The sequence below is a fragment of the Phormidium yuhuli AB48 genome, from assembly GCF_023983615.1.
Taxonomy (GTDB): Bacteria; Cyanobacteriota; Cyanobacteriia; order Cyanobacteriales; family Geitlerinemataceae; genus Sodalinema; species Sodalinema yuhuli.
Genome location: NZ_CP098611.1, coordinates 2,760,249 through 2,778,073, shown reverse-complemented (window position 1 = coordinate 2,778,073; position 17,825 = coordinate 2,760,249). Strand labels below are relative to the sequence as shown.

Annotated in this window: 14 protein-coding genes and 1 riboswitch; of the genes, 8 read left to right on the top strand and 6 right to left on the bottom strand. The window is 50.4% G+C overall.

Features of this window, described 5'->3' with window-relative positions; genetic code table 11:
* Positions 1-12: 12 nt before the first annotated feature.
* A riboswitch (cobalamin riboswitch) is annotated at positions 13-153 on the top strand.
* Positions 154-467: 314 nt separating this feature from the next.
* From NEA10_RS11875 to NEA10_RS11850, 6 genes are all read left to right on the top strand, one after another.
* Positions 468-2,486 (top strand): TonB-dependent receptor, encoded by a 2,019-nt coding sequence (locus NEA10_RS11875; protein WP_252660343.1) that lies wholly within the window; start codon positions 468-470, stop codon positions 2,484-2,486.
* Between the two features lie 42 nt (positions 2,487-2,528).
* Entirely contained in the window at positions 2,529-3,401 is an 873-nt protein-coding gene (locus tag NEA10_RS11870; RefSeq protein ID WP_252660341.1) for a (2Fe-2S) ferredoxin domain-containing protein, read from the top strand.
* Between the two features lie 146 nt (positions 3,402-3,547).
* Complete coding sequence (locus tag NEA10_RS11865; protein ID WP_252660338.1) at positions 3,548-4,723, top strand: ABC transporter substrate-binding protein; 1,176 nt, start codon at positions 3,548-3,550, stop codon at positions 4,721-4,723.
* Positions 4,724-4,727: 4 nt separating this feature from the next.
* Positions 4,728-5,474: a phosphodiesterase gene (locus NEA10_RS11860; protein WP_252660336.1), complete on the top strand. Its 747-nt coding sequence runs from the start codon at positions 4,728-4,730 to the stop codon at positions 5,472-5,474.
* Between the two features lie 18 nt (positions 5,475-5,492).
* A complete protein-coding gene (locus NEA10_RS11855; RefSeq protein ID WP_252660334.1) occupies positions 5,493-6,503 on the top strand; it encodes an iron chelate uptake ABC transporter family permease subunit in 1,011 nt (336 codons plus the stop codon).
* A gap of 181 nt (positions 6,504-6,684) precedes the next feature.
* Positions 6,685-7,149: a tetratricopeptide repeat protein gene (locus NEA10_RS11850; RefSeq protein ID WP_252660332.1), complete on the top strand. Its 465-nt coding sequence runs from the start codon at positions 6,685-6,687 to the stop codon at positions 7,147-7,149.
* Here the strand turns inward: NEA10_RS11850 and NEA10_RS11845 are convergent.
* Positions 7,117-8,226 carry a sensor histidine kinase gene (locus NEA10_RS11845; RefSeq protein ID WP_252660330.1) on the bottom strand — a complete coding sequence of 370 codons (1,110 nt, stop codon included), beginning with the start codon at positions 8,224-8,226 and terminating at the stop codon, positions 7,117-7,119. The two genes, NEA10_RS11850 and NEA10_RS11845, sit on opposite strands and share 33 nt — an antisense overlap.
* 101 nt (positions 8,227-8,327) lie before the next feature.
* The gene (locus tag NEA10_RS11840) at positions 8,328-9,686 is read right to left on the bottom strand and encodes a hybrid sensor histidine kinase/response regulator (protein WP_252660327.1); all 1,359 of its coding nucleotides are present in this window, start codon (positions 9,684-9,686) and stop codon (positions 8,328-8,330) included.
* 325 nt (positions 9,687-10,011) lie between these two features.
* On the opposite strand from NEA10_RS11840, the gene NEA10_RS11835 reads away from it, so the two are divergent.
* Entirely contained in the window at positions 10,012-10,797 is a 786-nt protein-coding gene (locus NEA10_RS11835; protein WP_252660325.1) for a response regulator, read from the top strand.
* Here NEA10_RS11835 and NEA10_RS11830 read toward each other — a convergent pair.
* The 3 genes from NEA10_RS11830 to NEA10_RS11820 all read right to left on the bottom strand — a co-directional run bounded on the left by NEA10_RS11830 (position 10,794) and on the right by NEA10_RS11820 (position 15,310).
* Positions 10,794-12,662, bottom strand: coding sequence for a hypothetical protein (locus NEA10_RS11830; protein ID WP_252660323.1), 1,869 nt, complete (start codon positions 12,660-12,662; stop codon positions 10,794-10,796). The genes NEA10_RS11835 and NEA10_RS11830 overlap by 4 nt on opposite strands.
* A 113-nt stretch (positions 12,663-12,775) precedes the next feature.
* Positions 12,776-13,147 carry a cyclic di-GMP-binding domain-containing protein, MshE-related gene (locus NEA10_RS11825; RefSeq protein WP_252660321.1) on the bottom strand — a complete coding sequence of 124 codons (372 nt, stop codon included), beginning with the start codon at positions 13,145-13,147 and terminating at the stop codon, positions 12,776-12,778.
* A gap of 615 nt (positions 13,148-13,762) precedes the next feature.
* Positions 13,763-15,310, bottom strand: a complete 1,548-nt coding sequence (locus tag NEA10_RS11820; RefSeq protein ID WP_252660319.1) for a hypothetical protein — start codon at positions 15,308-15,310, stop codon at positions 13,763-13,765.
* Positions 15,311-15,498: 188 nt separating this feature from the next.
* Here NEA10_RS11820 and NEA10_RS11815 point away from each other — a divergent pair, with 188 nt between their 5' ends.
* Positions 15,499-17,196, top strand: a complete 1,698-nt coding sequence (locus tag NEA10_RS11815) for an ArnT family glycosyltransferase (RefSeq protein WP_252660317.1) — start codon at positions 15,499-15,501, stop codon at positions 17,194-17,196.
* Here the strand turns inward: NEA10_RS11815 and NEA10_RS11810 are convergent.
* Positions 17,147-17,536: a hypothetical protein gene (locus NEA10_RS11810; protein WP_252660314.1), complete on the bottom strand. Its 390-nt coding sequence runs from the start codon at positions 17,534-17,536 to the stop codon at positions 17,147-17,149. The two genes, NEA10_RS11815 and NEA10_RS11810, sit on opposite strands and share 50 nt — an antisense overlap.
* Positions 17,537-17,825: the final 289 nt, after the last annotated feature.

The following is a 17,825-nucleotide window of genomic DNA, read 5'->3' as shown; positions in this document are numbered from 1 at the left end:
TCCCATCCATGCTACAGTCCTAGGATTCGGTTCTGATGGGGGTCAGCCATCAGAGGAAACGGGGAAAGTCCGGTGTAAATCCGGCGCTGTACCGCAACTGTAAAGAGCCAGAATGCTCTAAGTCAGGATGCCCGCCGAGTGACCCATATCCACCGTAAACATCTGCGAGTTACAGATGATGGTTACCATGACAAGACTAAACCAACGCCTCAATTCTCTCGGGTTTCCCACCCCAATCGCTCCCAAAACTGCCCACCCACCCTCGCTACAGACGCGCTAGGTGCAGTTTCTGGGATTTTTTAGTCATCTAAAATCCGACAAACTTTGCCTTTTCAACGCTCCCCAATCGGGAGCCAGTTTCTGCTAACTCTACATCATCATCTCGTCGTTCATCTAATAGTCCAGATAGGTCACTTCCGCCAACTTCGACTCATGGCATCGGTGACTCATTCACCATTTCAAAAATCATGAAATATCTTCCCCTGTCCCTTGTTTTCTTCCTCCTGCTTGCCGCTCCCACCCTCGCCAACCCCGACCCTGATGAGGACTCCTCCACAGAAGAAGACCCTCCTGTCGAAGAAGTCGAAGACCCTGAAGAAGTGGAAATCTTCATTCAACGTATCCTACGCCAACCGGTTTTTGGTCCCTTTCGCCAAGACCGACCCCTACGAGATTCCTCCCGTCCCATCTATGTCGTTCCTCGGGAGCAAATTGACGTCCAAGGGTCTACCACCGTCCAAGACGCACTGCGATTTGTCCCCGGAATCCTTAGCGATGGAACCAGTGGCGGTCAACTCGGGTCCGTCAGTTCCCAATTTATGCGCGGGGGAAACTCCTCCCAAACTCTGATTCTCCTCAACGGACGACCGATTAATGACCTAGGCTCCTCCGGAGGCTTTGACCTCTCCTCCTTTACCACCAATTTTATTGAACGCCTAGAAGTTCTCCCTGGGGGAAGTTCCACCCTCTATGGGTCTAGCGCCGTCGGGGGAACCCTCAACATCGTCAGCCAATCCCCAACGGAAGAACCGGAAGTGGTTATTGGGACTGAGGTTGGCAGTTTTGGCTACAATCAACAAGCCATTCAAAGTCGGGGAACCGCCGGAGACTTCGGCTGGGTAATTGGCTATAACCGCACCTTCTCCCGCAATGACTTTCCCTTTGACCTGGGAACCGTCGATGTCTCAGGAACCCGCGACAATGCTGAGGCTAACTATAACAACATCAACCTCACCCTAGCCGCTAACTTGGGCGATCGCAACCGTCTCACCTTCACCGGCCTCTACCTCAGCCGAGATATCGGCGTTCCCGGCGGCGTTCCCACAAAACCCGGAAGTACCGGAGAATTTAACCGACTCAGTCCCCGAGCCAGACAATATACAGAAGACTGGCTACTCGACCTACTCTGGGAATCCCAACTTAACCCCGAGAACACCTCCAATCTCACGGCCCGCATCTACAGTGATATCCTCGACTCCACCTTCCGCGACCCCGAAGCCAGCCGCAGTAACCTTGACCGCAATAGTTTCGGTCTGCAAGTTCAACATAACTGGCAACTAACCGATACCCAAACCCTCACCTACGGCATCGATTTTCGCACCATTTCCTCAGAAAACCGAACCTTCAACTTCGCCAGCGGTGAAAGTACCGAAAACTACAACAGTCGCATCGACAATGGTGCCGCCTTCGCTCGTTATGAGGTTGACCTCGCCGATAATCTCAGTCTCAACTTAGGGTTGCGCCAAGAATTTAATAGCCTGGAAAATGGCTCCTTCACCTCCCCCGCTGTCGGCATCCTTTGGAACCTCAGTGACCGCACAGCTCTGCGTGCCAACTATGCCCGAAGTTTCAAATCTCCCCTCATTTCTGAACTTGAAGGTCTCGCCGCCTTTTCCGTTGCCCCCAATCCCAATCTACGACCGGAACGCGGTCATAGTTTCGACATCGGACTTGACCAACAACTCGGTGATATTGGCTTATTTCGCGTAACCCTTTTTGCTAACCAAATCTCAGAACTGATTGCGTTTCAATTTGGCACCCCCAGCACCAATATCAACATCGGAAAAGTGGAAGCTTTAGGGGTCGAAGCCGCCTTAGATATTCAACTCGCTCAGAATGTCTTTGCCTTTGCCAACCTCACCTTAAACAATACCCAAATTTTGCGAGATAACAACCCTGCCGTGGAAGGCAATCGCCTCAGTTTTCGGGATGCCGATGTTTTTAATATCGGAGTCGCCTATGCTACCCCCGATGGCTGGTATGCTGGGCTATTTCTCCGTAATCTAAGCAACTTTTTTACAAACAACACCAACACAGAACGGCTGCCAGGATATACCACGTTAGACCTAAAATTACAAGCCCCCATCCATGAAAATTTACGGCTCAATGCCAGCGTCAATAACATCTTTGATGAACGCTATGAAGTCTTTCCCGGCTTTCCAGGATTAAGTCGAAGCTTTCAAGCCGGAATTCGTTACAGCTTCTAAGATTGTGCTACAAGAGAAGCAGTGTTATTCATCCACTGTACCATGACCAATTTTCAGCCTTGGGTCACTCCCCTCAACCGTAAAACCACAGAAGCCACTCTTCAAGGAGGAACCCTAGAATATGAGGATTTTCCCATTTCCAGTGATGTCACCGGTCCTTTATTATATGACCTATTTCAGAATCACTGGTCGGAAATTGGCGTCGGTCATGTGGTTCAGGGGAGTGTTTTAGAATTGGAACTGACGGCCCCGCCTAAAACCTGTTTGTTGTATGACGGCTATCTAACCGTTGTCACGGAAGGATGGCACTTACATCTATGTTTAGAAGAGCATCTCGGGGGTCCTCATTGTAAAACTCCTCCAGCCTTGCGACAACAGCGTCGTTTAAGTCGGGGGGCTTTATATCGCCGGTTCAATGAGGCGGGCCAGCCTCGAAGTTGGGGAATTCAGTTCTGGAATGGGGAGGGAGAACGGATGATGAATTTGTTTTTACCCAATCCCTTACTGGGTGAGGATGAGGATGTGCTACCGGAGGGGAAACCTCTGTTAGAAAAGTTGGCGCTTTATGATGAGTTGCGCTCGATTTATATTTTAGGAGAACGTCCAATTCCCTTTAGCAAAAATCCCCTCAAACGTCCCTATTTAGCGGTGTGTCGCTCAAGTCGTTGTAATCCTTCCCGCAAGTGGGAGCCGGTGTTTGAGGCTTTGCAAACGGCTGTGGAGGAGGCGGGATTGGATGTGACGGTTCGCACGGCGGGATGTTTGGAGGTTTGTCAGTTGGGGCCGGTGGTGTTCTATTCGGGGGATAGAACTTGGTACAGTCGCGTGAAACCGGAGGTGGCTTGTCAAATTGTCTCTGAGCATTTAGTTGAAGGAACGCCTGTTACGGAACATTTGTATCCTCCGCAGTCGTAAGGGAAGGGGAACCACAGAGTCACGGAGGACACAGAGGAGGAGGGGGGAGAGGGGGTGGGTTCTAGGGAATTATCCCTCTCTTGGGTCAATGTTTTAATTGGGTTTTCTTGATGCGACTCTATCAGCGAATTACACCTCTGCTTCTTTTGATTGGACTGAGCTTAACGGCTTGTGTTCAAAACTCGAATTCTCCAGAACTTCAGGGTTCATTGCACCCAGATTGTGTGGAGGAGTTTGACCCCAATCAGGATTATTTTCCGGATAAACTTCAGGTAGAGTTTGCAACTGGGGTTGAGGTGGACTATTACAGTCATTATAAACGGGTTACTCTTTCCTCTCCCTATCCTGAGGCGACGGACTCGATTGAGTATGTTTTGCTTCACTGTGGAACCCCTGTTCCTGATGATGTTGGTGAGGCGACGGTGATTGAGGTTCCGGTGCAATCGGTGGTGGTGTTATCCACTACCTATTTACCCCATTTTGCGGCGTTAGACCGGGTTGATACCCTGGTGGGTATAAGTGATACGACGATTGCTCAAACTCCGGCGGTGGTGGAACGGGTGAAACAGCAAAAGATTCGAGATGTGAGCCGCAATCAAGTGGTTAATGTTGAGGCAATTCTCAATCTTAATCCTGATATCGTGATTACGTTTGATGCTGGGGGGTCGAGTTCGGATACGGTGCTAATGTTGGAGAATGCTGGCTTACAGGTCGTCCTGAATTCTGAGTATTTGGAAATGTCTCCTCTGGGACGTGCAGAATGGCTGAAGTTTACGGCGTTATTTCTGAATCAAGAGGCTAAAGCAAGAGAGGTCTTTGAAGAGATTCGCCGGGATTATCAAGATTTGACTCAACGGGTGGCTGAGGTGATTTCTGAGACAAATTCTCGTCCGACTGTGTTTACAGGCTTTAGTTCCACCAATACTTGGTATGTTCCCGGTGGAAACAGTTATGCGGCTCAGTTTCTCCGCGATGCCGGGGCGGATTATCTGTGGGACGACCTCTCCAGTCAATGGACGGTTCCTCTGGATTTTGAGGTGGTCTATCAACGGGCAAGAGATGCAGATTTTTGGTTAAATGTCAATGCAAATTGGCGAACCCGTGCCGATGTGATTGACGATGACCCGCGCTATGGCAATTTTGCCGCTTGGCAGGGCGATCGCATCTATAATAATACGAAACGAGTCAATGACTTTGGCGGCAATGACTATTGGGAAACCGGTATCCTTTACCCCAATTTAATTCTTGCTGACTTGGTGCAAATTTTTCACCCGGATTTATTTCCCGATGGGGAGAAAACCTTTTATCAAAAACTCGACTAATCTTATGGTTCTCAAAATTGCTCAAATCACTGATACTCATCTCTTTGCTGACCGCAAAACGGCGATGCGTGGCTTAGTGACCTGGGACTCACTCGGGACTGTAGTGGCAGAGGTCCAGGCTTGGAATCCGGATATTCTTCTCCTAACGGGAGATTTAGCTCATCGGGGAGAACCCCAAGCCTATCAACATCTGATTGAACGCATTGCACCGCTGCATCTGCCAACGTACTATATTCCGGGAAATCACGATGAGCTGGATATCTTAAATCAGCAATTTCAAAACTCGCCCTTTTTGGGGGATAAGGTCTTGCAAAGGCAGGGTTGGCAGGTGTTGCTACTCGACTCAACCTTAGCCACGGCTCAATCCGGAGAAGGCTATCTCAGTGAGGCTCAACTCGAAGCATTAGAGCAATCTTTAACTGCCTGTTCTAAGCCAACCGTTCTAGTTTTACATCATCATCCCGTCCCCATGGGAATTGATTGGCTCGACACCATTGGCGTGCAAAATAATCAAGCCTTTCTTGACTATTTAACTCGCTTTCCTCAGGTGAAACTCGTCCTCTTTGGTCATGTCCATTTAGAGTTCGAGGAACAGTATCAGGGCATTCAGTTTTATGGGACCCCTTCGACCTGTAAACAAGTTCTGCGGGATGGAGCGAGTGAACAAGAGGCGTATCCAGGATTTCGGGGCTTGAGGTTGTTTGAGGATGGAACCTATCAGACTGAGGTGATTCGCTCATATCCTCGTTAATCTGAGTCGATGGTGGAGATGAAGACAATTGTGAGTCTTGGACGACGAGTGGGAGTGAGTTGGAGCATTGTCCTGCTATTTTTACTCATTCTTTATGGCAGTTTAGCGATGGGGTCTGTGGAGATTCCAGCGGGGGATTTGCTGCGGATTTTCTTAGGTCACCCCCCCCAAGACCCCACTTGGACCACGATTGTCCTCAGCTTTCGTCTCCCAAAAGCGGTGACGGCTATGGTGGCGGGCCTGGCCTTGTCGGTGGCGGGGTTGCAAATGCAGGTTCTGTTCGGAAATCCTCTGGCGGGGCCGTTTGTGTTGGGAATTAGTTCGGGGGCTAGTTTAGGAGTGGCCCTGGTGGTCTTGCTGGGCCAGGTGGGCCCCTGGAGTCGGGTGCTGGCGGCGAGTTTGGGGGCCGCCTTGGTGTTGGGATTGGTCATGCTGATAGCTGGGAAGGTTCGCAATCGGGAACGGCTGCTGTTGTTGGGGTTGATGTTTGGTTATGGGGTGAACTCCCTGGTGACGATTTTGCTGCATTTTAGTTCTCGGGAGCGGATTCAAGCCTATTTGACCTGGACCTTTGGGAGTTTTGCGGGGATTCCTTGGGAACGGATGACGCTTTTTGTGGGGGTTGTGCTTTTGGGGTTGCTGTTGGCCCTTGGCTTGGCCAAGTCTCTGAGTTTATTGCTGTTGGGAGATATGGCGGCTATTGGCTTGGGGTTACGGCTACAACAGGTTCAGTGGCTGACTCTGGTGAGTACGGCAATTTTGGCGGGAACGGTGACGGCGTTTTGTGGGCCGATTGCTTTTTTGGGGGTTGCGGTCCCTCATTTGGCTCGTTCTCTGTGGAATACGTCCAATCTGTTGCGGTTACTTCCAGCGGTGATGCTATTGGGGGCGATGTTAGCTCTATTGGCGGATTGGTTGGCTCAGGTTCCGGGTCAGGATATTGTTTTACCCTTGAATGCGGTCATGGCGATGATTGGGGCCCCGATTGTCATTCATGCCATTCTGCAACGGGGTGGGAATCTAGGCTAAGTCGGGTTCGGGTGAGATAGCTGGTTAACCGATGTGGAAATCTATCTGTTGGTAGAGGAGGATTCCTAACTGACGATAGATGATTTTGGCGCGGCGATGAAGGTAGCTTAGGGATAGTTGATAAACCCCTCAATCGAGGGTGCTTGGGGTTGCAACTCTTAATGCTACTTTGGTGTATGTTATGTTTAAATTGAACCAGCTTGTTCGGATTGCTGTTTTCGGGGCGATCGCCGCCTCCTTAACGTTGGGTGGACGGTCAGCTCTGGGCAGTTCTGAGGTGGAGTTTACCCCCCCAACCTATGAGCAACATCCCATTCCCTCGGACCTCAACACCGCAGAAGACTGGGAAATGGTTGGGCGAGATGCCGCAGCGGTGGGAGACTATCATAATGCCGTGTTTGCGTTTGATAAGGCTATTGATTTGGCCTTAGGGAATGATCCGGAACTGTTTGAGTTACGGGGTTGGACTCAGTATTTACAACAAGATTATGATGCGGCCATCGCTGATTTGGCGTCGGCGGTAGAACTCTACCGCCAATGGGAACGTCATGAGGATTACCGTAATGCTCAGCAAATGCGTGACTACGTGGTAACTCGTCAGTCTCAACAGCAATTATCCAGACATTCCGTTGATATGCAACGGTAATTTAATGCGGAAGAGGCTTCCTTCTCCCACTTTTGAACGCACATCAATCTCGCCTTGGTGAGCGTCAATAATACGCTGACACAGATGCAAGCCTAAACCGCTCCCAGAGCGTTTGTGATCCCCTTGGCGAAAGCGAGTAAAGAGATTAGCGCGATCGCTTTGCTCAATACCAATTCCGGTATCTTCAACTTCCAACATCAGGGAATCATGAGAACTGACGGGCCGAGACAAGCGGACTTCAATTTTACCCTGATCGGTAAACTTAATGGCATTACCAATGAGGTTAATAAATACACGGTACAACTCTAGGCGATCGCCCACAATCTCACAAATTTCTCCCTGAAAATCTCGAACCACTTCCAACTGCTTATCCTGAGCAATGGGTGAGAGTTCGTCGAGAATCTCATTGAGAGTTTCGCAGAGATTGAAGGGTGCAAAGGTTAACTGTTTACGCCCCGCCTCATAGCGATAGACTTCTAACAGTAAATTTACCATATCCAGCAGATTATTATTACTGCGAATCATGGTAGCGATCGCCTCATCCATCGACTGAGAAATTTCCCCAAACGCTTGAGATTGCATCAAATTGAGCATTCGATCCGCCGCGACTAGGGGAGTTCGTAAATCATGAGTCAGTCGCGAGACAAAATCCTCCCGTTCCCGGGCCATGCGATCGCGCTCATCAATGGTATGTTTCAAGCGCAGTAGCGATCGCACCCGCGCCTGTAACTCCTCCATCTCCACCGGCTTACGGATAAAGTCATCCGCTCCCACATCCAGGCCCTTCACCACGCTAGAGCCTTCATGAGCGGTAATCAACAAAATGGGAATATAAGGCAGATCACTCTGAGTGCGAACCCGCCGAGTCACCTCATAGCCATCTAGATTCGGCATCATCACATCCAAAAGAATCAAATCTGGGGGATTCCGTTCAATTTGTTCGAGGGCGGCAAATCCATCATCGGCCAAATCGATGATATACCCCTCATCTTCCAGGATAGCTTGCACTAAAAACAAATTATCCGGAGAATCATCAACAGCTAAGATTCGGTCAATTTTGGGTTCAATTTTTGTCATGTTAATTTGCAATTTCAATGTCAAGTTGACTAAGCAACTCATTAAGAGCCAGGAATTTAAACTCCCTGAGTCCCTTAACTGTAACTCAGTCTCGTCCCGAGTTAGGACGCTTGCTTTTTTAAAAAATGATAGGGTTCCCGTGGCTCATAGGATTCTCGTGGCTCATTCGCATAAGCATCAACCACAGAACGAGGTAACTCAACTCGAAATGTAGAGCCTTCTCCCTGAGCACTTTCCACGTAAATACTGCCCTTCATTATTTTAACCAGGGAGTCCACAAGGGCTAACCCTAACCCCACGCCATTATAATTGCGAGCTAGGGAATTATCTAACTGTTCAAATGCCGTAAAAATGCGTTTTAAATGCTCCGGAGCTATCCCAATTCCTGTATCAGAAACAGCAATAGCCAACCGATCAGGGGTCATTTCCCAAATGCGAACTGAAATGTTTCCTTCCTCAGTAAACTTGAGTGCATTAGCCAAAAGATTGGATACAACGCGGCGCACGCCCTGATGGTCTTGAATGACCCGAGGATTATCCACCTTAGCCTCAACCTTTAGCTCAAGTCCTTTCTGTTCACACAGCCAGCGAGCATTGCCTGCAATAGAGGTGACCAACTGCACTACATTAAATTCTTTCGGTTGAAGTTCTGATGCTCCTGCCTCTAATTTTGAGCGTTCAATAATATCATTGATAACCGATAATAGCTGTTTGCCATTATTAAAAATACATTGTAGTGTTTGAGTCTGAACAGGAGTCAACGTGCTGTTCTTTTTCCGTAGTAAAAGCTGAGAAAAACCGATAATTACATTCAGCGGTGTTCGTAACTCATGAGAAACGGTGGACAGAAATGCCGATTTCATGCGAGAGGCTTCAAGAATCGCCAGATGCTGCCGGCGAATCTGCTCCCGTTGTCGTTTCAACTCCTGATGTTGCGCCGCAATCAAGCGACTCTGCTCACTAATCCGTGCTTCAAGCTCCTGGCGATCGCCCCCTGGATGAGAAATATCGCAATCCTCCTCCTGAATACCCCATGAAGTCCCTGACGGGTTAGACGAGCGATCGCCGCTGCGGTAGCCACGAAACAAAACCCGCCACACCATGGCCAGGCCCTCGGGGCTAAAGTGCTGACGATTCACACAATCATCTGCCCCCGCCATCATCATCGGCACCTCCAAATCCCCCTGACCACTCACAACAACAATTGGAGTTTGAGGAAACTCCTGTCGTAAAGCCGTCAGCGTCGCTTGAGGGTTAACGCGATCGCCATCCACCAAAATCCCCCCCAACATCGGCTCTCGGGGGAGCCAGTCCGTGGTGGGATACTGCCGAGTACACAAAAGCTTTGGAGTCAGGTCTCCAGGATTCGGGGTCGTAAAGACCCGTAACGCCTCTTTGGCTTGGGGATCCGTATCGACATCAAAGCCGATGGCGAGAATTGGGATTTTTCCATCTATCATGGGTCGTGGGGACAAAATATCTAGAGATGATATCTTTCAAAGGTCAATCAGGGGTATAATGCAAAGTTATAAATTTTTAGGGAGTTTGTCCTCTACCTTGAGTAAGAGGTTGACGAGCCGGGGACGAAGCTGAGCCAAATTGCTAAAAATTCTGGTCCCATAAACTTCCTCGATTTTGCCAGAGGGGATTCTCCCTCGCAACCCCAGTTTCTCAAGATTCACAAGCAAACTTCACCCAGATTCAGTCCTTTTAGCCTAAATGGGTTAGGGTTTAACCCCTTTCCGTCGCCGTCATAACCTTTTGTAAAGCCTTTATCTAACGAGTATGATTCGCACCGTATTGATCGAAGACCACGAACTGACTCGGGTTGGCATTCGGGCAGCCCTCGAGCAAACTGGCGTGATAGACATTGTTGGGGAAGCCTCCACTGGCAAACAAGGATTACAGCTTCTCCAGGATACCCAACCCGACGTAGCCGTGCTCGACATTGGCTTGCCCGATATTGATGGAATTGAGCTGCTGCAACGGTTTCGTCAGTCTCAGCACGAGAATGCGGATGCCGTCAAAGTCTTGATCCTGACCATGCACGACAACGAAGACGCCGTCCTAGCCGCCTTCGCCGCCGGGGCCGACTCCTACAGTATGAAGGATGCCAGTTTAGACCGTCTCCTAGAAGCCATTCAGCTAACCCATGAAGGGAACACCTGGATTGACCCCAACATCGCCCAAATCGTGCTAAGACAGGCTCGTAAATCCCAGTTAACCTCCTCCTCCCTGCAAGCCTCCCCCTCGGGAACCACCGTCTCCCTAGGAACCCCAGCCGCTGAGGTCACCGACGTCGAAAAAACTGACCTTAAGGAAGATTCCCGCAGCATCGAAGGTGTCGATTCCGAAGTGCAGCAATTAATGGAATCCGATCCCCTCACCAAACGGGAATTAGAAATTCTGGAGCTCATCGTCGGCGGCTGTAACAACGCCCAAATTGCCGAAAAACTCTACATCACCGTGGGAACCGTCAAAACCCATGTGCGCAGTATCCTCAATAAACTCTGTGTGGACGATCGCACCCAAGCCGCCGTGCGGGCCCTGCGATCGGGCCTCGTTAACTAATCTGGATCACTCCAGCGGGGTTGACCCGGTTTTAACTGTAACTCCCAGGTTCCCAACTGGGGGTCTTCCACCGTCAGGCGGCCACTCCAGAGAGGCTGATTCACATAGGGACTCTCTAAAACCGGGTTATCCATCAGGGATTGTTCAACCCCATTAATACGTCGAATCCCCACCCTCAACCTCGCATCAGCAATCAGTTCCAGGCGATCGCCCTCAACGCTGGTATAGATAAGTTGTCCCAAGGCCTGCAAGTTCTCATCATTAATTTGCGTCCGAGCCAGGGCCGCCTCCACCTCCTCTAAGGTCTCATACTCCGAGCGACTTAGCACCTCCGTAATCCAGGCCGTGTGGTTTCCCTGAGCCACCAAAGCCAAATGGTCCTCAGCTTCCTCTAGGGGCAGTTCCAGACGAATCTCATCCCCCCAGGCCCAAGCGCATAGCCAAACTCCCTCAATCTCCCAAACATACCAATCCCCCACCTGGTGCGGTTCTCCATAGTCTTTAGGGATCACCAGATTTGACTGTTGCGGAACCCCCGCCGCCTCATCTTCTGGAGTGAGTCGCAATTGATAGAGGCTGGCCCCTTTCTCCTGAAGATAGCGATCGCCCGGACTCTGGCCCGTCGCCAGGGGACTATGATAAGTCCCCCCCAAACTAATCACTGCATTCTCTTGGCCCTCAGGATCGCGCACCACTAACTTATAGGTGGCATATTGAGCATTAATTGTCCCCTCCACCCGATAATCACGTCCAGGAACTTGCAGGGTTCCCAAACTGTAATCAGGGGTGACATAGAAGGTTTCCCAAAATTGATTGTCTTGATGATAACTGTAATAGCTGGGATGACTGGCCCGCAGTTGAAACGGGAGAGGAATCGTTTTCTGGGCCAGCGATCGCAACTGGGCCGGAGGACGATAACCACTGGTAGCCGCTAAAATCGCCAGGCGGGACTCCTGAGGCTGCATCTGCCCGACAATGCGCTCAATCTCCTGGGGATTATCCTCCCCCCACCAAATCCAAGCCAACGCCGTCAAACCACTCCCCCAGGTGTGACGATCAAACCCACGACTTTCTGCCCCTCCAGCAGTTCCCCAACTCAGCCGTAGCGCTATTTGAGTCGATAACCAATCCAACACCGCCCGAGCCAACTGTCGCCGTTCCGGGGTTTCCGCAAAATCGTAGAGATTGAGCAGGGCCCCGATACTGTAGCCATAGTAGGTTGAGGAATGAAATTCTCCTTGCCCAATGGTGAGATATTTCGTCAATTCCGCCCGCAGCCAGGCTTCATGGGTTGCCAAGAAATGGGGATGACTCACCGGGAAGCCACTACCATCCATCATGGCCAAGGCAGAGATATACTGTTGCCAGAGATGATTTTCCGTCCCGCCCTGTCCCCATTCAAAGATGCGCGGTGGTTGCAACATACTGCCATAGGCCTCCTCAACCGCCTCCGGTAAAGACTCTCGGAACAGAAAAAAGATCCGCACATCATAGAGACTGCGGAAATGATACAACTGCGGTTTGTCCGCCTCCACCCTCAACCAAACATCCCAAATCGGCCCCTGGTGTTCCCTGGGGGTTAAGCTGAGTTGGGCCAACATCGGCGGTAGGAGATACTTGTGAGGATCATCAATCTCCCGGGTACGCCACCATTGATCGAGTTCCCGAAGATCTTCATCGGCTAAGGCTTCCCGTACGGCCAAACTCCGCGCCGCCACCCCACGCTCGATGGCCTCATTAGTCCGCCGGGCTTCCGTCAGAACCATTTCAGCCGTGGCCACCGGGGAGCGGGCCCTGAGCTGTTCACACCCACCCAAAGCCGGCAGAAGCAAAAGGAGACTGAGGGAAAGCCAACGATAATTCACAAGTCGGATGAAGAGGTGGACGGGAATGCGTCTACTGTCTATGGTCTCTTTCACCCTGTCAACACAACTAAGGACAAACCCGATGATTTGTCCTCCAGAGTTTTCTAGTTCTATCAGTCCACGGTCCAGGGGACTTCTTCTTCCGTAGAATGGGGGCCGCCATTGAGGACTTCATGTTTGCGGCGAGCATAGAGCTGCTCAAAGGGTTCAACCGGCGGCGCAAAGACCCCAGCCGAGCGCATTCCTCGCTGTTCTGGGTTAATGACATGCTTGATGAGAAAATCAATCGTTTGTTGTTTGATCCAACCGCGATCGACAATCACTTCTGAAAATTTCTTCCCAGTGACCTGTTGATCATAGGCCGCTACCTGGATTTGGGCAGGAGTAATTAGCCCAGCCTCCAGCAAGTAGGCCCCCAGACGCTTGCGCCCCAGGCGCGATGTGGGTAAGTGGGTTTGGGTTGCTGTATTGGTTGAGTTATACATGACAAAATCCTGACTCTCTACTCTCTTCGTAATGTCTGAACGGTGCTGGTCACCCAGCAGGGAGTGTTAGCGGACTGGGCGATCGGCTAACACTCCACAACCCTGATTGCAACGACCGGATCGAGACCCAATTGCCCAGGACTCGACCTGGATTGGGTGTGACTGAATGGTTAGTTCTGACACCGTGGTCTGATTATAACGGATTTTTTTGCGTATATCTACGCAAATCATGAAGTTATATGACATAACCTGCGGAATTTACTGAGGTCTGTCCGGAAACATTCGCCAAACATGCCAGTGATTGCCAATGGAAGGGGGCGATCGCTCCCTGGCGGGCCATACTCCTGGCAAGCCTGCGGGGGGTTTTCGTTGCCGGGGTAGAGATTACAGATGGGCCTGCAAGAGGTGGGCGATGGGGTAACGGTAGAATCGTTCCTGGTGCATTCCCCCCCATCGACGGGTAGGGTCAATCCGGCAAAGTCCTCAGGAGGGACCGCCGGATAAACCATCGTTATAGATGCACCGTGTCATAGGACACCGAGGCTTCAGGAACCCTAGACCCCGTGCAAGAGAGCGGGAACGGGAAACAATGCAACTGACATACTCGCAAAAGAGCTAACGTTTGTCGCCAGTATTTTTCACATCAATCACCTTGCGCAACAAGTCATACCAGAACGAGGCACCCATAGAAATGGCAATCCCACTAATCAACCAACCGAGAAGCCGTTTCAGATAGAGTAGAGGATTGCCAATCTCTCGGTTCAGGCCCGGAATCTGCACCGATTGCTCAGGAGGAATTTGTTGTTGCCGAATCGACTCATTCCAGCCTAGGGGGAGGGACACATCATCGAGTTGGTCACGCACATTCCGTTTTACCTCATCCAGATTCTGCGTCCGCGCCACCTCCGTCTGTGCATAATCACTGATGGTCTCTCGTAGCAGGGTATTCTGGGAGAGACTGTCAATCATAAAGAATGTGTCAGCATTGGTGGCGATCGCAATCAAAAAGCCGATTAAAATAGCAATACCTCGGGCATTTCGGCGATACACCCCACTCGCACGAGCCATAGACCGGTCAAACCAAGTTTCGAGCTGAGTTTGTAGCTCCTGAATTTCGTCCTCTAAGCTCGCTTTTCGGGTTCCAATCTTATCGGTTAATGCCTTGAGACTATTTTGCAGGGGTTCGGGCAAATCAGGAATGTGGTCAATTACCGTTTTAAACCCCTGATATGTGGGACTATTTTTATCCCTGAACGCAGCTTCTAATTGCTGATAAATTCTGGGTTTATTCTGAACGAGATCAATGAGCTCATTCAACGTCGGCCTTAGAGTTTCTAATATTCGAGGTTTCTCAGTGGGGTTATAATAGCGGTCTTTTGCATAATTCAACTCATACAAAAAGAACGTCTTAACGGAATCAGGTTCACGAATAAATTGCTCACAATAGCCAATATAGCCATTCAAGCTATTCTCCATCCTATCAATAGCCGCCGACAAACTAATTCCACCCTCAGCAAACTCCTGGCGAGTTTTATTCCAGTCACGGGTCATCTGCTTGAGCCGTTCTGTCATCAAGCGTCGGGATTCCGGGTCTTGTAAATACTGTTCTTTTTTCAGTAACGCCGAGACTTGCCGTTGCTGAAATTTCTCCAAACGGGAGACCGTCACAAGTCGCCCCAATTCAGACATCTGAAAAGTTTCCAGAATGGTCGAAGCAAAGGTTTCTGGCGGAATATGGGATGGACAGCTCGTATGATTAGTGAAGGGGTTTCTCAAGGTTGCTTTGGGATTACCTCGCAGACGATTAAAGAAATTCAAAAACCAAGATAAAACCTCATATACTCCGCTAATGACAGCATCAGAAATACGACGATTAAACTGAGCTAAATTTCCTTTCGCTTCCTGATTTAAACTTCGAATCAATGGGTGAGAATAGAGGCGGTCTGTCAACACTTGAACCTCCTCTTCTCGCTGCTTTAACATCGGATCGATTTCTGATTTACCTCCGCCCTCTAGCAACACACGAATTGAATTGCGAAGATGCTCAGCCCGCCATTGTAGCAGGGTTGTTATCAGTTCGTGAATTTCCGAGGACAGTAGGCTTAACGTCAAATAAATAAAGATAATGCCAATGGCAATATCAACAACCAGCGGTAGATTCATCGTTAACTCCTAAGCAGCTCAGAGAGATGTGAACCATCCCGACCCTAGGTAACTGGATGGTTCTTGACTAGAATGAGGGATGGGGCGATCGCCGTCATAATTGACAAACCCGAATCGCTCAGTTCAGTCTAAAGGAAAGTTTGGCCATCGCAGCCGCCTCGTCACAAAATGTTGTCCGTCTCATCATCATGCTGTCATCCTTATCCGGGCCCATGAACCCCCTGCTGCACGTTCGCCGTCGCTCCAACCTAGAATGGTTTTGCGCCCTGACCTTACTGATTAGTGCCCTAACCCTGTTTCTGACCAACCTGGGCCTGGTGGCCTTGCGAGATTGGGATGAAGGGATCGTTGCCCAGGTGGCGCGAGAAATTTGGGAGAACCCCCAAAGCTGGTTACATCCCACCCTTCATGGTCAGCCATATCTCAATAAACCCCCCCTCGTTCATGGCCTAATCGCCCTAAGTTACCACCTATTTGGCAGTGCCGACGAAATCTCAGCCCGAGTTCCTGGGGCAATTTTGGCATCCCTATCCGTGCCATTACTCTATTTCGTCGGGCGAGAACTGTGGCCCCACCGCTCTCCAGCCGTCTGGGCAGCCTTAGCATACCTCACCTGGATGCCGGTAGTGCGCCATGGACGCTTAGCCATGTTAGAAGGGGCCATTCTCTGTTTTTGGCTGCTCTGGCTCCTCTGTCTACTACGAACCCGACGTAATCTCAGTTATGCTCTGGGCCTGGGGATCGCAGCTACCTTGGTGGGCCTAACCAAAGGGGTGATGTTAGTGGTTCTCTTTGGGGCCATTTCCTTGGGCTTTCTCCTTTGGGATACCCCGCGCCTGCTAACTACCCCTTGGTTTTGGTTGGGGATTAGTTTGGGAATCTTGCCCCTGGGAGCCTGGTATTTGGCTCAGTGGACCTATTACGGAGAGCAGTTTTGGGTAGAAAATTTACTGAATCAATCTGCCAGTCGAGTTTGGGAGGCCGTCGAGGGCAACACAGGGCCACCCTGGTATTACCTGTTAGAACTCTTAAAACATGGCTTTCCCACCCTCATTTTCCTACCCGCCGCCCTAAAACTCACCTGGCGCAACCAAACCTTGAGTTGGGCCCGCCTGATTTTGGTCGCTGGGGGTAGTTATTTCGGAGCTATTTCCCTGATGGGGACGAAACTTCCCTGGTATATTCTGCCCCTATATCCCCTATTGGCCCTGGCCGTGGGCCCGGTCTTTGCGGAAATTTGGGACTACCTGGAACGACAGGGACAACCGAGCCGTGATCCTCATCCCCGCTATCCCAAGCCTTGGTTTTGGTGTTTCCTGGTCATGGCCTTAGGGGCTTGGGCAGCAACCCTCTTGGTGGGCTATTCCCTAACAGAACTCCTAGAACGGGAAATACTGCATTTGTTGCCACCGGTGCTAGCCGCCGCTCTCACGCTGAGTCTGTGTACTCTCCTCATTGCCAGGCGCAACGCCAATCTCCCCTCAGTATTCATTTGGGGCTGGTTTCTGACGCTGATGTTCTTCTTTTCATCCTTCGACTGGGTTTGGGAACTCAATGAAGACTATCCTGTGAAACCGGTCGCAGCCATGATTCAACAAAACACCCAGGGACAACCGGTGTATACCTCTCACCCCTACACCCGCCCCTCATTAGATTTTTATGTCAACCGTCCTGTTGTTAGTGCCAGCCCTGAGCAATTGCATGACTATTGGCATCGGGAAACCCCCACCTGTCTGTTGCTAGATGATGAGAGTTTTGAGAGGCTCAACTTGGGGGCAGATGACCTTGTGGGCATCACCGTTGATTGGTTATTAGCCTGTCATCTTGGGAAAGGGACTATTGCGGCCCCAACCCTCCCGGTTCCTGGAAAGACTCGTCAAAGTTAAGCGGGTACTCTGAAGATTCCGAAACGTTGAGGGAAGCAAAGGTGAGACTTAAGGCGATCGCCCCTAACACCACAATCCACTTCACGCCCCCTACATCCCGTAGTAATCGTGATAGGGGACGACTCTTGCGACGTAAAACGTCTCCCGTATTGAGATTGACTAGGGGAACGTGAGCCGATAGGGGATCTCGAACATAATGGCCACTCCAACAGACCACCAGGTGAGTCTGGCAGGAGGGACAGGTATACAGTCCATTGAGGAGTTTACCAGGGGGGACTCGATTGCGATGATGACAAATCGGGCAGGTGAGGGAATGGGTGTCAGATAGCGGAGCGCTCATAACCTTAGGACATCAATAGAGGTGAAAGGACTGGTATGGTCAGGGATACAGCAGAGCTATGTCTCAACCCTTGTCAATTTAGTGGTCGGGAGGCTACTTCTTAATGTAATACGATTTTTTTGTTAGGGGATAGTATCACCCTTGTCCCCAAATTGGCTTAATATCCCACAAAACCCAAGACAGAATAGGAATTATGGCAATTTTGCGGCATTTAGGGCTTCGCAAAACTTAAAAGTCAATGATCAAATTTTGAGCCAACCTCTCAAAACTACCCATGGGTGACGATGTT